Source organism: Neisseria sp. HMSC061B04 (genome assembly GCF_001836705.1).
GTDB lineage: Bacteria > Pseudomonadota > Gammaproteobacteria > Burkholderiales > Neisseriaceae > Neisseria.
On sequence record NZ_KV830170.1, the window covers coordinates 48,928 to 63,840 of the forward strand.

The window sequence follows — 14,913 nt, forward strand, 5'->3', positions numbered from 1 at the left end:
CCAGCCAGCCAGCCAGCCAGCCAGCCAGCCAATTATAACCTAAATATCAACAACTTATCAAGCACTTCTGCTGTTTTGGGAGGGGCTTGATATGTCGGGTAACAAATCTCTCCATGCCGCCAACCGCGCTAAAAATGACGAGTTCTACACCGAGCTTGCCGACATCGACAAAGAACTGCGGCACTACAAACACCATTTCAAAAACAAAACCGTCTATTGCAATTGCGACGACCCGCGCGTCAGCAATTTCTTTCATTATTTTTCCCACAATTTCGAAACCCTCGGCCTGAAAAAGCTGATGGCGACTTGTTACAAAAGCCAAGCCGCCGACCTGTTCAGCCAAAACGACAGCGAACAGGCTGTTTACCTGATTTACGAAGGCGACAAAAACGGCAACCGAGTGCCCGACCCGAGCGAAATCCAAGTTTTGCCGCTCAAAGGCGATGGCGATTTCCGCAGTGAAGAGTGTATCGCGCTGTTAAAACAAGCCGATATTGTCGTAACCAATCCGCCGTTTTCGCTGTTTCGCGAATATGTGGCGCAGTTGGTGGAATACGGCAAGAAATTTCTGATTATCGGCAATAAAAACGCCATCACTTACAAAGAAATTTTCCCGCTGATTAAAGATGACAAAATGTGGCTGGGCGTTACGCCTATGGGTACGGATATGCTGTTTGGCGTGCCAGAGCATTATGCAGAAACGTTGGTTCAAACCAAAAAATCGGGCAGCAGCTACCGCATTATCGACGGCGAAGTCAAAGCCCGCGCCCAAGCCTGCTGGTTTACCAATCTTGACCACGACAAACGCCACGAAGAGTTGATTTTATACAAACGCTACACGTCCGAAGAATATCCGCATTACGACAATTATGATGCGGTTGATGTTTCCAAAGTGGCGGAAATCCCTTGTGATTTTGATGGCGCAATGGGTGTGCCGATTACGTTTTTGGATAAATACAATCCTGAACAGTTTGAAATTATTAAATTCAGGAAAGGGAATGATGAACAAGATTTATCTATAAATGGTAAATGTCCCTATTTCCGAGTTCTTATCAAACGAAAAATTAAGGCAGCCTGAAAACCTATTTAACGGAGAAAACCCATGAAAATCGAATTAAAACAAATTACCGTGCGCGATTTGGTCAAAGACTACCAAGATGATGCGGAAAAAGGCGTACGCGCCTACGGTGGTCTGCTTGATGTACGCCCGCCGTATCAGCGCGAATTTGTCTATAAAGACAAACAGCGCGATGCCGTAATTGAAACCGTGCGGCAGGGCTTTCCGCTGAATGTGATGTATTGGGCAAAACGCGAAGACGGCACGTTTGAAGTGATTGACGGGCAGCAGCGCACCCTTTCGCTTTGCCAGTATATCGCGGGCGATTTTGCCTACATGATGCGCTATTTCCATAATCTGCAAGACGATGAGCAACAGCAGATTTTGGATTACGAACTGATGGTTTATGTGTGCGAAGGCTCAGACAGCGAAAAATTGAAATGGTTTGAAACCATCAACATTGCGGGCGAAAAACTCACGCAGCAGGAATTGCGCAACGCCGTTTATCACGGCTCATGGCTTGCCGATGCCAAACGCTATTTCAGCAAAAACGGCTGCGCGGCGTATCAAATCGGGCAGGATTATATTTCAGGCAGCCCGATACGGCAGGAGCTGTTGGAAAAGGCGTTGAACTGGATTTCACAAGGGCAAATTGAAAGCTATATGGCAAAACACCAGCATGACCCAAACGCGCTAGCTCTTTGGCAATATTTTCAGGCTGCCATCACTTGGGTGGAGGCAACCTTCCCCGTGAAGCGCAAAAAAGAAATGAAAGGCGTGGAATGGGGCGGGCTGTATGACCAATTCAAAGATAAAGTGCTGGACGCAGACAAACTGGAAGCCGAAATCAAAACCCTGATGCTGGACGATGAAATCGGCAACAAAAAAGGCATCTACCCCTATGTGCTGACCCGCAATGAAAAATACCTCAACTTGCGCACTTTTTCAGACGGTATGAAGCGCAAAATGTACGAAAAACAAAACGGCATCTGCCCGCATTGCAAAGAAAAATTTGAGCTTGACCAAATGGAAGGCGACCACATCATACCGTGGAGCGAAGGCGGTAAAACTAACGAAGACAACGGGCAGATGTTGTGCACAAACTGTAACCGCAAAAAATCCAATAAATAGCTAAAAGCAAGCCGTAGCCCGCACCCCTGTCAACCGCGTGCGTGGCTAGACCACACACTCTACCACTGCGGGCGACGCAAACCTTAAGATTAAGGTGTAGGGTGTGTGCGGTACGCACGCACGCGGTTTTTGTTGCTACCGAATGATTCCAAACCATGCCGTAATCCAGTCAGCAGCAAACGCAGCTTGGGTCATGTACCAACAAAACTCAATATCAAAGGCCGTCTGAATTTCAGACGGCCTTTCTGTTTTCATTTCAAGCTAATATTTAAGCTTTTTATTCAATCATCTGACAATCAATCTTTCTCAACCGTAAAAAACAGTTTTTCCTGTTTCAAAGCATTACCGTCTGCATCGGTCAATGCTGCTTCTGCTGCGGAAAATTTGATAACGGCAAGGCTGAGGCTGCCTTGTTCAGTCAGTGCCGTATTAAGGATAACGCCTGCTTCTTCCTCACCGACTTTGATGGCAATACCGGCGGCTTCTAAGGAATCTCCGCTTAATACGGCCAGACCGCGTTTGACTTGGCCTCGGTATTGGGCGCGGGCGATGATTTCTTGGCCGGGGTAGCAGCCTTTACGGAAATGGACTGCGCCGATGATGTGTTGGTTGAGCATTTGGGCAACAGCCGCTTCTTTGGTTGCGGCGCAAATCCACGGATAGCCGCTGCGGATTTCGTGCAGGTTCCATGCGTTTTCGGCTTCTGCTTGATATTCGGATGCGTTTTCTGCTGCTGAAATTTTCAGACGGCCTGTGTGCGGCAAGGCAATTTCTACGGCGTTTTCATGAATCTGAGCCGGGAAAGACAGTTGCGGTTCGGCAGCAGGATGTGGTGATGCATTGTCTGCCAATTCGCCACTGACTGCCAAATCGGGCATCAACTCGAAGACGACTTTTGCACGCAAAACAAACATTCTCAGGCGTTTGACGATGGCTTCGGTCAAATCTTGCGCCATGACCAGCAGCAAATCCTCTCCGCGATTGACGACCAGCATATTCGCCAACACACGGCCTTTAGGCGTATTGTATGTGGCATAACATGCCTGACCGGAAGCTAAATTATTAATATCGTTGGATAATTGGCCATGAAGAAATGAAGCCCTGTCTTCGCCGCTGACGCGGACAACGCCGAAAAAAGGCAGGCGGGTTTGCATAATCGACTCCTTAAATTGTGGATGCTGAATTATCGCCCAAATTGCCGCTTATTATCAAATAAATAAATTCAGGCCGTCTGAATGTTTCAGACGGCCTGTTGTTTGGGCTCAAACAATCAAAATTATTTGATGCTGACTTTGCGGATAATCACGGCTTCGGTCGGTACATCTTGATGGAAGCCGCGTGTCGCCGTTTTCACTTTGCTGATTTTACGGACCACGTCCATGCCGGAAGTAACTTTACCGAAAACGGCATAGCCGTAGCCTTGAGGGGTTTTGCTTTTGAAATTCAAAAAGTCGTTGTCGGCCGTATTGATAAAGAACTGGCTGGTTGCGGAATTCGGATCGCCGGTGCGCGCCATGGCAATGGTGCCGACGTTATTTTTCAGGCCGTTGTCTGCTTCGTTGTTGATGGCTTTATCGGTGGATTTTTGAACCATTTCCTCGGTAAATCCGCCGCCTTGAATCATAAAATTGTCGATAACGCGGTGGAAAATCGTGTTGTCGTAAAAACCTTTTTTGGCATAATTGACAAAGTTTGCCACAGTTTTCGGCGCTTTGACTTCATCCAACTCCAGTTGGATGTTGCCCATATTGGTTTCAATCACGGCATGGGTAACCGCTTGCGCTTGCACGGAAAGTGAGAGTGCGAGGGCGCACAGGGTCAGTTTGATGGATTTTTTCATATGTCTTCTCGAATAATGTATTGTGAAAATGGAATATTAACCTTGTTTCGCGTGAAATCCATAAAAAACATGTAAGATTTTTCAAGCAAAAAACATAAGGCAATCAAATCAGGCCGTCTAAAAAGGGATAAAAAACAAATTTTTGCTTTTTATCATTCCCTTTCAGACGGCCTGCTATTACGGTCAAACCGAAATCAGATTAGAAATCCAACTCCGCTTTCAGCCAATAAGTGCGCGGCATACCGACAACGGCGAAGCTGCGGTCGTATTGGCCGCGCTGTACCTGCCAGTAGTTTTTGTTGAACAGGTTTTCTACCGAGCTGCTGACGGTCAACGTATTTTTGCCGAGCTTGGTTTTGTAGCGCGCGCCTACATCAACCAAAGTGTAAGATGGGAAAGCGTATTGTTTTTGCGTGTCTTGGTAAGACTTGCCAAAATACGAAACATTGCTGCTCAAGGTCAAGCCTTTAGCAAACGGGGTATCCCACTCGACACCTGCTTTGGCAATTACGCGCGGATTGGCGACTTGTACGCCGTTTACCAGCATATCGCGTGAATTTGGGTAGTCTTTCACGGTCGATTGCAGATACATCAGCCCCAAAGTCGGACGCAAAGTATTGTTGAGCAAGTTCGCGTAGGTGTTGAACTCAATACCGCGGCTACGCTCCATGCCTTGCTCGTCGCTGGCTGCGCCGCCCAAAGCTTTATACGCTGCGAAGTCTGTTTTGCCGGTGGTAGAACCGCGCCAGTAACCCGGACGTTTGATTTGGAACGCATTTAACGTGGTCACGAAATTACCCCAGTTTTTACGCACACCCACTTCAAACTGACGGCTGACACGCGGTTTGGACATGGTGGTATTGCCGTCATCGTCGGTTTTGATATCGGCAGGCTCCAAGTCTTCCATATAGTTGCCGTATACCACCAAATCGGGCTGCGGCACCCATGCAGCCATCAACATCGGACTGAAGCGTTTGGCATCGCCGCTTTGGCCTGCTTTTTTATCGGTATATTCAACCGCTTGGAAACGACCGCCCAAAGTCAGACGGTATTTGTTGTCGGCAAAACCCAGTGTGTCAGACAAAGCCAAGCTGTTGACTTTGATATTGGCATCAAGATTGGCAGAGCTTTCCCAATCGGTTGCATAGTCCGGTTGGAAAGAATCAAGTTGCGCTGCAATATCGCCGCTTGCAGAAATTTTCGCGCTGCTGCTACCTGCTGACAAACCGCGCGTAGTGGCGCGTTGACGGATAACGCGGTCAAAAGCCGTACTCCAGTTGTGCGTTACAGGGCCGGTTTCAAATTCGCCTCGCGCAGACAGGTTCATACTTAATGTGCGGAAGTATTGGTCGGTCAAACGGGCCGTGCCGGTGTTGTAGTCATAGTTGCGGGCCGTTACTTTGCCGCTGGCGTTTGTGTTTTGCGCATCGGTACAAGTACTGGTGGCATTCAAACATACAGTAGGAGAAATCAGCGTACCGTAATAACGCGCTTTGTTGTAGCCGATACCGCCTGTAATCTGTGCATTGTCAAACGCATCCCATTCAAACGTTAGCATATTGGTTTGGCCGACGGTGTTTTGCCAGTTCCAAGAAGGCAGCAGGTTGGTTTTACCATCAGGTGCATCAAACAGACGGCCTTGCAGGTTTTGAATATCCTGCATACGCGCGCGGCCACCGTTGGTTTTGCGTTTTGCGTAGATAGAATCGAACGCCACGCGCACTTTTTCGCCGCGATAGTCGGCATTTAAGGCAAATTCTTTGTTGTCTTCGCTGTAGCCGTGGCGCGGGGTATCGCCGTGGCGCAGTTTGCCGTTGGCGCGCACGCCGAATTCTTTGTTTTCACCGAAGCGTTGGCCCAAGTCGAACGTACCTTGGGCGCGATTGTTGCTGAACCAGCCCAAACCGATTTTGCGGTTGCCTTCATCGGCGGCTTTTTTGGTTTCGATGTTGACGGAACCGGATACTGCGCCTTCAGGGTCCATGCCATTTACGGCGGTGGACGCACCTTTAATCAGTTGCGCGGAGCCGACTTGCACGCTGGCCGTGCCTTGCGTGCCGTACATACCGGCCAAACCGTTGACGCTGAATTGGCGCGCATCAAGTTGGTAACCGCGGAAGTACAGACCGGTCAGCGTATTGCTTTCGCCGCCAAACTGCCAAGTCGAAGCGTCTTTTTTCGCTACGGCATCCACCAAAGTACGCGCTTCGGTGTTGTTGAGGGCTTTTTCGTCGTAATTGACCACGGTAATCGGAGCGGTAAAGGCATTGGCTTTACCCAACACGCCCAAGTTCACACGGTCGCGCATATCGCCATCGCTGGCAATAGAATAAGAGCGTGCGGCCTTCACGCGTTTGGCGTCGGCGTGGACTTTGACTTCCTGAACTTCTGCATGGGCTTCGGGAGCAGGGGTGGCTTCATCGGCGGCGTAGGCGAATGCGCTTGCAACCACAAGCGGCATTAAGGCTAATTTGCTGTTCATAAATTCCTTCTGAATTGAAATATTAATAATTCTTATATCGGGTAAAAAATTACAAAGTAATTTAGCTTTACGATTATATTTGATAAGATTCCTACTTTCCACAAAAACAAATAAGAACTGTTTGTAAATACAAAAATACAACAGTTTGAAAAACTATTTTCATAGTGCTCATAATTCAATAAATTTGCCGTCATTTCAGACGGCCTTTACGACCCTTTCAGAGAATACACCCATGCAAAAATGGCAAACCGAGCTTTATTCTTCACCGTCTTGGCTGGTGCAGACCTTGTTGATGGTCGCCGCCGCCTCGGCAGTGATTCTGTTTTTTGCACGCAATACACGCTTCGGGCGCGAGTTTAGCTATATCCTGCGCCTGTGCCTGACGCCGAAAAGTACCGTCAAAATTCTGCTGCTGATTACGGCAATGATTACGCTGCTGTTAACCGAAGTACGGCTTAATGTGTTGAGCACCTTTATGTCCAAAGGGCTTTACGACTCAATGCAGGATTTGAATGCCTCCGCGTTTTGGATGTTTGCAGCGATGAATGCAGGCGTCGTGTTGATACGGGCGTTTAACAACGTCGTCAACGACTTTCTCGATCAAGGTTTGGCGATTAAATGGTCGGAGCGGCTCAATGAAGTTTTGACTTCACGCTGGCTTGCCGACAAAAACTACTACCGCCTGCAAATGCGCCGCCACGCGCCGGACAACATCGACCAGCGTATCCAACAGGACGCGCAGGACTTCATCGCCTCGACCATCGAATTTGTGCGCGGCATGGTCAATTCGGTCGTTACCTCGCTGGAATTTGCCGTTGTTTTGTGGGGCTTGGCAGGCATCCTGACCGTGTTCGGCCTCGACATTCCGCACGGCATCGTTTGGTTTGTCTATATGTTTGTGATTTTGGCAACCTTTATCGCCATGTGGATAGGCAACCCGTTGATTCGTTACAACTATGAAAACGAAAAGCTCAACGGCGACTACCGTTACTCTCTTATCCGCGTACGCGACCATGCCGAAAGCGTGGCGTTTTACAGCGGCGAAAAACACGAACACGACCAGCTTTCCGACCGCTTTAAAGCCATTATCCGCAACCGTTGGCGCATTGCTCGACAAAGCGTCTGCCTGAGCGGCTTTAACGATATGTTCACCAACGGTATCAAGCTCTTCCCCATTATTTTGCAAGCTCCGCGCCTGTTTGCCGGACAAATCAAAATCGGCGACATTCAGCAGACCGTCCAAGCCTTCGCACGACTGCAAAACGCGCTGTCTTTCTTCCGTATGTTCTACAACAAGTTCACCGCCTACCGAGCCCGATTGGAGCGTCTGTACGGCTTTTTGCTGAGCACGGAAGAAAAACACGCCGCACAACAACCCGAGCTTACCGAAGTTTCAGACGGCCTGATCTTAGAAAACGTCGCCCTATACCGCCACAACGGCGAAGTTTTATTAGACGGCATCAATATCAACCTTAAAAGCGGCGATTCCCTGTTGATACGCGGCCCGAGCGGTTGCGGCAAAACTTCCCTACTGCGCGCGCTGGCAGGCCTTTGGCCGTTTGGCAGCAGTGGTAAAGTCAACCATCCGCCACACCAAGACATCCTTTTCCTGCCGCAACGCCCCTATACGGCGCAAGGCAGCCTGCGCGACGCGATTTGTTATCCTGACATCGACAAACAGCATCCCGAACTAGCTGAAGCCATGAACACCTGCCGCTTAGATTATCTGATTGATAAATTAGACAAAACCGACGACTGGCAACATAAACTCTCCCCCGGCGAACTGCAACGCGTTGCCTTCGTCCGCGCCCTGCTCTCGCAACCCAAAGTCATCCTGCTCGACGAAGCCACCGCCGCCTTGGACGAACCGACCGAAGCCATGCTCTACCGTGCTTTAAAACAAAAACTACCCGACACCATCATCATCAGCATCGGACACCGCAGCACGCTCAACGAGTTCCATGATTTATGCCTTGATGTCGGTCATGTACAATGCTGAATTAAGGGCATACCAAAGGCCGTCTGAAACAGTGAAAAACGAAATCAAATGATTTTGTCAGCGCCGTTTCAGACGGCCTTTTCAAACGCTATGGCATGTTTATTTGTTATACTCTGCATTGTGTTAACGTCGCCTAAAGAATATTGATGAAAACCCTGGCCCTTATTCCACATTACAACCACCCGACCACCATCAGCCACGTTGCCCAAACCATGCGCGGCTTTGGTTTAAACGTTTTAATTGTGGACGACGGTTCACGCGAAGAATGCAAACCTGTATTGCAGGCTTTGGTTTCAGAAGGCATTGATGTCCTTTACCACCCCATCAACGGCGGCAAAGGCGCAGCGGTCAAAACCGGCTTGGAATACGCTCAAGAACATGGCTATACCCACGTCTTGCAGGTTGATGCAGACGGCCAGCATTGCTTAAGCGACACACCCAAACTCCTCGCCGCAGCAGAACAAAATCCCGAAGCCGTTGTTTGCGGCTGGCCGCAATACGGCGATGATGCGCCCAAAGCACGGCTTTACGGACGCAAAATTACCGACTTTTGGAATATGCTGCACACTTGGTCATGCGACATCAAAGACGGCATGTGCGGCTTCCGCCTCTATCCGCTTGCACCCGCGCTATCCGTTGTCCGCGAAGAAACTGTAGGCGACCGCATGGACTTCGATACAGAAATCCTTATCCGCCTCTACTGGCGCGACATCAAACCGGTTTGGATTAAAACGCCCGTCCAATACGCCGCCGACGGCGTGTCCCACTTCGATGCCTTTGCCGACAATGTCCGCATCAGCAAAATGCATACACGGCTGTTTTTCGGTATGTTGAAACACCGATTGGGTAAAGTTTTCGGAAAGGCCGTCTGAAACCATGACCAACAATAAACAAACCCATTGGGCGGCGCAGCCCGAACGCGGCAGCCGCCTGTTTCTCGCTCTGACCACACTGATGGTGCGCTATCTGCCGGCTTTTTTCATGAGGCCGTGCATTTGGTTTGTGGTGCTGTATTTTTATGCAACCGCGCCCAAACCGCGCCGTCATGTCTTACGCTATCAAACCCGTCTTCAGACGGCCTTTCCCCATACCGTCCTGCCGAAACACAGCGTATTCAAACAATTCATCGCATTTGGCGAAGCGGTTTGCGACCGTTTTGCCGTGTGGCAACGCAAAATCCGTTATGAAGATTTGGTAATTGAAGATCCGGACGACATCTATTCACAAGTCAAGCGCAACGAACGCGGCCAGATTTTTGCCTGCTCACACTTGGGCAATACCGAAGTTTGCCGTGCGCTGGTGTCGCACCATAAAAATTTCAGACTCAATGTATTGGTGCACAGCAAACACGCTCAGGCATTTAACGAGGCATTGCAAAAAGCCGGCGCAGATCATATCCGTCTGATTCAGGTGACAGATTTGGACACCACCCTGATGATGGAATTAAACCACCGTATCGAAAACGGCGAATGGATTGCCATCGCGGCCGACCGCGTGCCTGTACGCGGCGAGAAAACGGCCGACATTAATTTCTTAGGCCACACTGCCCCTATGCCGCAAGGCGCATGGCTATTGGCTTCGCTTTTAAAAACGCAGGTAAACACGCTGTTTTGCGTCAAACAAAACGGCCGCTATCATTTGAAACTGCGCCGCTTTACCGATACTTCCAGCTGGAAACGCGGCAACCGCGAGGCTGCCGTCAAAAACGCAATGCAGCGTTTTGCCGACATTTTGGCGCAAGAATGTGCACAAAATCCGCTACAATGGTTCAATTTTTATGATTTTTGGGGCGAAGACGCCGTCTGAAACCATCACACTTACTCTTTTAAACCATGAAAAAACACATCTACTGCCAACACAGCTTTGAAACCGAAGTTCCTTTTTTTGACGTAGATGCCATGCACATCGTGTGGCACGGCAACTATGTCAAATACCTTGAAACCGCACGTTGCGCTTTTCTGTCTTCCATCGGTTATGACTACAACGAAATGGGGCGGCAGGGGTACAGCTGGCCGATTGTGCAGATGAACCTCAAATACATCCGCCCTGCCCGTTTCGGCCAAAAAATCCGCGTTGATATGGACATCGTCGAGATCGAAAGCTGCCTGCGTATCGATTACACCATTTACGATGCCGAAACCAATGAAAAGCTGACCCGCGCTTCAACGACCCAAGCCGCGGTTTCGCTTTCAGACGGCCTGATGCAGTTTCAAACGCCGGACAGTTGGTTGGAAGCCGTCAAAAGACATCCGACATTTAAGGCCGTCTGAAAAATTTAACGATTAAACCAATCTTTGTCTGTGTACAAACATTACCCTTTATAATTTTAAATTTCCGTTTTCAGACGGCCTTTTTCCTCAAACCGCACACATTATGCTACTAAACCTCAACCGCTTTGCCTTTCCTGTTTTCTTAAAAGAAACCCGCCTGCTTACCGCCCTCGCACTGCCCATGCTGTTGGCGCAAGTGGCGCAAGTGGGCATTGGTTTTGTCGATACGGTGATGGCCGGTGGCGCAGGTAAGGAAGATTTGGCCGCAGTGGCTTTGGGCAGCAGCGCGTTTTCGACGATTTACATTACTTTTATGGGTGTAATGGCGGCGTTGAACCCGATGATTGCCCAGTTGTACGGCGCAGGTAAAACCGAAGAAGTCGGCAAAACAGGAATGCAGGGCATTTGGTTTGGCTTGTGTTTGGGCGTATTCGGCATGCTGTTGATGTGGGCGATGATTACGCCGTTCCGTCATTGGCTGACATTGAACGATTATGTCGAAGACACGATGGCGCAATATATGTTCTTCACCAGCTTGGCAATGCCTGCCGCCATGATACACCGCGCCTTGCACGCTTATGCCTCCAGCTTGAACCGTCCGCGCGTGATTATGTTGGTCAGCTTTGCGGCGTTTGTGTTGAATGTGCCGCTGAACTATGTGTTCGTTTACGGCAAATTCGGTATGCCTGCTTTGGGCGGCGCAGGTTGCGGTGTGGCGACGGCGGCGGTATTTTGGTTCAGCGCATTGGCCTTGTGGCTTTATATCGCCAAAGAAAAATTCTTCCGTCCGTTTGGCTTGACGGCAAAAATCGGCAAACCCGATTTGACGGCTTTCAAACAGATTTGGAAAATCGGCGCCCCCATCGGCTTGTCTTATTTTTTAGAAGCCAGCGCGTTTTCGTTTATCGTCTTTTTGGTGGCGCCATTCGGCGAGGACTATGTTGCCGCGCAACAAGTCGTCATCAGCCTGTCGGGTATTTTGTATATGATTCCGCAAAGCGTCGGCTCGGCAAGCACGGTACGCGTTGGTTTTTCGCTCGGGCGGCACGATTTTTTACGGGCGCGTTATATTTCAGGCGTGTCGCTGGTGTTGGGCTGGATGCTTGCTGCCTGCACCGCGCTGCTCTTGGTCATCTTTCGCTTTCAGTTGGCCAGTATGTACACCAACGATGCGGCAGTATTAGGCATTGCCGCGACCGTTTTATTTTTCGCCTCCCTATTCCAACTGGCAGACGCTACCCAATGTATCGCTTCATATGCGCTGCGCGGCTATAAAGTGACCAAAATGCCGATGTTCATCCATGCCGCCGCTTTTTGGGGTTGCGGCCTGTTGCCCGGCTACCTGCTTGCCTATCATGCCGATATGGGCATTTACGGCTTCTGGACCGCGCTGACCGTTTCACTGACGATTGCCGCCATCGCATTGGTATGGTGCCTGGAGCTTTGCAGTAAAGAGATGGTCAAATCGCATAAGGCCGTCTGAAATTTCTTTCAGACGGCCTCTATTGATGTTTTATTTACGGCTTATTCACTTTTAAGGAAAAAAATGTTTTCAACTTCCATTATAGAAAAACTTGCTTACTATATTTATTGCCTGATTGACCCTAGAAACGGCAATATTTTCTATGTAGGTAAAGGCTTGAACAATCGCGTTTTCCATCATGCCCAAGCCTCATTACAAGAAACAGAAAAGCCAAGTGATAAAATTGCCTTGATTAGGGAAATACATAAAAGTGGGAACCAGCCTGTGTATTACATTCTACGGCACGGCATCAAAACCAGCGACCAAGCTGAACAATATGAAGCGATGGCAATAGACCTACTCTCCCTAGTCAAACCGAGCCAGCAGCCGCTGACTAATATTCAAGGCGGCACGCATTCTTCTGAAGTAGGACTGATGAGCTTGTCCGAATTAAAACGAAAATATGATGCACAAGAATTAAAAACTGGTGAACCTATTGTTTTAATTACGATTAATAAAGAATACGAGAAACTGAAAAAAGACATCAGATCAGGGAATATTCCTGAAGCCGATAGGCATAAGGAAATTTATGAGCGCACACGGAAATATTGGAAAATCGGAAACCGACGTGAAAAAGCAAAATATGCAGTTGCAGTCTATCGCGGCTGGACATTGGCAGTATATGAAATCAAAAGATGGATTTCCGCCGATGATATTATTAAAGGCCGCTGGATGTTTGAAGGCAAGCCACTACCAGAAGAATCCAAGATTTATCAAGAAATCGTGGACAAGCTGACCTATTCTTCCCAAGAAAACTATAAAGCCCCCCAAAACCCCATTACCTATCGTAATTGTTAAATAGTAAATTTTCAGATGACCTGAAATCCACGAAATTACAAATCATCATGCAACCCATCCAATACCAAACCGACCTCACTCCCTACAACACTTTCGGCCTGAAAGCCCAAGCCCAAGCATTTGTTTCACTCAAACATGCCGATGAATTACGCGACATCGTCCGGCTGCCCGAGTTCAACCGAGATACTGTTTTATGGCTCGGCGGCGGCAGCAATATCCTTTTGATGGAAGACTATGCCGGTTTGGTCGTGCATATGGAAAACAAGGGAATACGCGAAATTGAGCGTTCAGACGGCCTGGTTTATATCGAAGCTCAGGCAGGGGAAATTTGGCATGATTTTGTTTTGCATACGGTTGAGCTGGGTTTAAGCGGGCTGGAAAACCTCAGCCTGATTCCGGGCACGGTCGGCGCGTCTCCGGTACAAAACATCGGTGCATATGGTGTTGAAGCGAAAGATGTTATCCATAGCGTGCGCTGCTTTGATTTGGATACAGAAACCTTTGTCGAGCTTTCCAATGCCGACTGTAACTTTGCCTATCGTGAAAGCCTGTTCAAACAGGAAGGCAAAGGACGTTATGTGATTGTTTCGGTTGTATTTGCGTTGAAAGAGCATTTTGCGCCGAACTTGGGCTATGGCGATTTAGCTGCAGCAGTTGCCGAACTGAGCCAAGGCCGTGAGGCAACGGCCAAAGATGTTTCCGATGCGGTGTGTGCAATCCGCAACAGTAAACTGCCTAATCCTAACGTACTTGGTAATGTCGGAAGTTTCTTTAAAAACCCAGTTGTCAGCGCTGAAAAAGCGGCCGATTTGTTGCAGCAATACCCCAATATGCCACGCTATCCGCAGCCTGACGGTTCGGTCAAACTCGCGGCCGGCTGGCTGATTGACCAATGCCGTCTGAAAGGCCATCAGATCGGCGGTGCGGCTGTGCATGACAGACAGGCTTTGGTTTTGGTGAATAAAAACAATGCATCCGCGCAAGATGTCCACCAGCTGGCACAATATGTTTGTAATACAGTATTTACTCAATTTCAGGTAGAATTACACGCAGAACCCAACTGGCTGCCGACTTCATACAGCCTATAAAACAAAGGAGTGTATCCCATGCCGCGCATTGCTAAAGTCAACACTTACACACGAATCATCAATGCCAGCCTCGCCTTGTTCAACGAAGAAGGCGAGCGCAATATCAGCACCAACCACATTGCCGCCCACTTGGGCATCAGCCCGGGCAACCTCTACTACCATTTCCGCAACAAAGACGAAATCATCGTCCAATTGTTCAAACGTTACAGCGAAGCCCTGCTTGCCTACCTTAACGAAGCCGTGTTGCCGTCTAATGTGGAAGACTCCATCAACTATATGGCCGGTATTTATGATGTGATGTGGGAATACCGTTTCCTTTTCAGTGATGTGAATACCCTGCTTGCCCGCAGTGCCGAATTATTGGGCGAACACAATACCTTTACCCAAGCCAAAGTGTCCCCGCTGTTGGTCAACCTGCTGACCCAGCTCAACGGCCTAAACATCATCAGCGCAGACCAAACCGCCATGAACGACCTTGCCGTCAATATGTGGATGGTGACGAAATACTGGTTCGACTTCGACAGCTCCCTGCGCGGCCGCGCCAAGTTGACCGAAGATTCCAAAGTACGGGGCATCAGCCGCACACTCAGTCTGTTGCGCCCTTACCTCCTACCGGAACATCGTGCCGAATTCGACCAAAAAATCGGCAGCAACCATTAATTTTTCCATACAAAGGCCGTCTGAAAACGTGGCTTTAACCAAGTTAAAGCTATTTTCAGACGGCCT

At 49.0% G+C, this 14,913-nt stretch carries 13 protein-coding genes; 10 read left to right on the forward strand and 3 right to left on the reverse strand.

Annotation, left to right across the window (positions count from 1 at the left end; all coding sequences use genetic code 11):
• Nucleotides 1-91 precede the first annotated feature (91 nt).
• Nucleotides 92-1,078 carry an adenine-specific methyltransferase EcoRI family protein gene (locus HMPREF2661_RS00710; RefSeq protein WP_070822081.1) on the forward strand — a complete coding sequence of 329 codons (987 nt, stop codon included), beginning with the start codon at nucleotides 92-94 and terminating at the stop codon, nucleotides 1,076-1,078.
• 24 nt (nucleotides 1,079-1,102) lie between these two features.
• The gene (locus tag HMPREF2661_RS00715) at nucleotides 1,103-2,188 is read left to right on the forward strand and encodes a GmrSD restriction endonuclease domain-containing protein (RefSeq protein WP_070822082.1); all 1,086 of its coding nucleotides are present in this window, start codon (nucleotides 1,103-1,105) and stop codon (nucleotides 2,186-2,188) included.
• 296 nt (nucleotides 2,189-2,484) lie between these two features.
• Here HMPREF2661_RS00715 and HMPREF2661_RS00720 read toward each other — a convergent pair whose 3' ends face one another.
• The 3 genes from HMPREF2661_RS00720 to HMPREF2661_RS00730 form a co-directional block, all read right to left on the reverse strand.
• Nucleotides 2,485-3,342 carry a CAF17-like 4Fe-4S cluster assembly/insertion protein YgfZ gene (locus tag HMPREF2661_RS00720; RefSeq protein ID WP_070822083.1) on the reverse strand — a complete coding sequence of 286 codons (858 nt, stop codon included), beginning with the start codon at nucleotides 3,340-3,342 and terminating at the stop codon, nucleotides 2,485-2,487.
• 122 nt (nucleotides 3,343-3,464) lie between these two features.
• A complete protein-coding gene (locus tag HMPREF2661_RS00725; RefSeq protein ID WP_070822084.1) occupies nucleotides 3,465-4,028 on the reverse strand; it encodes a peptidylprolyl isomerase in 564 nt (187 codons plus the stop codon).
• Between the two features lie 199 nt (nucleotides 4,029-4,227).
• A complete protein-coding gene (locus HMPREF2661_RS00730) occupies nucleotides 4,228-6,510 on the reverse strand; it encodes a TonB-dependent receptor (protein WP_070822085.1) in 2,283 nt (760 codons plus the stop codon).
• A 232-nt stretch (nucleotides 6,511-6,742) separates the two neighbouring features.
• Between HMPREF2661_RS00730 and HMPREF2661_RS00735 the strand changes: the two genes are divergently transcribed.
• From HMPREF2661_RS00735 to HMPREF2661_RS00770, 8 genes are all read left to right on the forward strand, one after another.
• The gene (locus HMPREF2661_RS00735; protein WP_070822086.1) at nucleotides 6,743-8,509 is read left to right on the forward strand and encodes an ABC transporter ATP-binding protein/permease; all 1,767 of its coding nucleotides are present in this window, start codon (nucleotides 6,743-6,745) and stop codon (nucleotides 8,507-8,509) included.
• 146 nt (nucleotides 8,510-8,655) lie between these two features.
• Nucleotides 8,656-9,381, forward strand: coding sequence for a glycosyltransferase family 2 protein (locus HMPREF2661_RS00740; protein ID WP_070822087.1), 726 nt, complete (start codon nucleotides 8,656-8,658; stop codon nucleotides 9,379-9,381).
• 4 nt (nucleotides 9,382-9,385) lie between these two features.
• Nucleotides 9,386-10,315: an LpxL/LpxP family acyltransferase gene (locus tag HMPREF2661_RS00745; protein WP_070822088.1), complete on the forward strand. Its 930-nt coding sequence runs from the start codon at nucleotides 9,386-9,388 to the stop codon at nucleotides 10,313-10,315.
• A gap of 26 nt (nucleotides 10,316-10,341) precedes the next feature.
• Complete coding sequence (locus HMPREF2661_RS00750; RefSeq protein ID WP_004519960.1) at nucleotides 10,342-10,779, forward strand: acyl-CoA thioesterase; 438 nt, start codon at nucleotides 10,342-10,344, stop codon at nucleotides 10,777-10,779.
• A gap of 103 nt (nucleotides 10,780-10,882) precedes the next feature.
• On the forward strand, nucleotides 10,883-12,262 hold the full coding sequence (locus tag HMPREF2661_RS00755) for an MATE family efflux transporter (RefSeq protein ID WP_070822089.1): 1,380 nt from the start codon (nucleotides 10,883-10,885) through the stop codon (nucleotides 12,260-12,262).
• 63 nt (nucleotides 12,263-12,325) lie between these two features.
• Nucleotides 12,326-13,099 carry an LEM-3-like GIY-YIG domain-containing protein gene (locus HMPREF2661_RS00760; protein ID WP_070822090.1) on the forward strand — a complete coding sequence of 258 codons (774 nt, stop codon included), beginning with the start codon at nucleotides 12,326-12,328 and terminating at the stop codon, nucleotides 13,097-13,099.
• A 47-nt stretch (nucleotides 13,100-13,146) separates the two neighbouring features.
• Nucleotides 13,147-14,187, forward strand: a complete 1,041-nt coding sequence (gene murB / locus HMPREF2661_RS00765; RefSeq protein WP_070822091.1) for a UDP-N-acetylmuramate dehydrogenase — start codon at nucleotides 13,147-13,149, stop codon at nucleotides 14,185-14,187.
• A gap of 18 nt (nucleotides 14,188-14,205) precedes the next feature.
• A complete protein-coding gene (locus HMPREF2661_RS00770; RefSeq protein ID WP_036491149.1) occupies nucleotides 14,206-14,847 on the forward strand; it encodes a TetR/AcrR family transcriptional regulator in 642 nt (213 codons plus the stop codon).
• The last annotated feature ends 66 nt before the right edge of the window (nucleotides 14,848-14,913 follow it).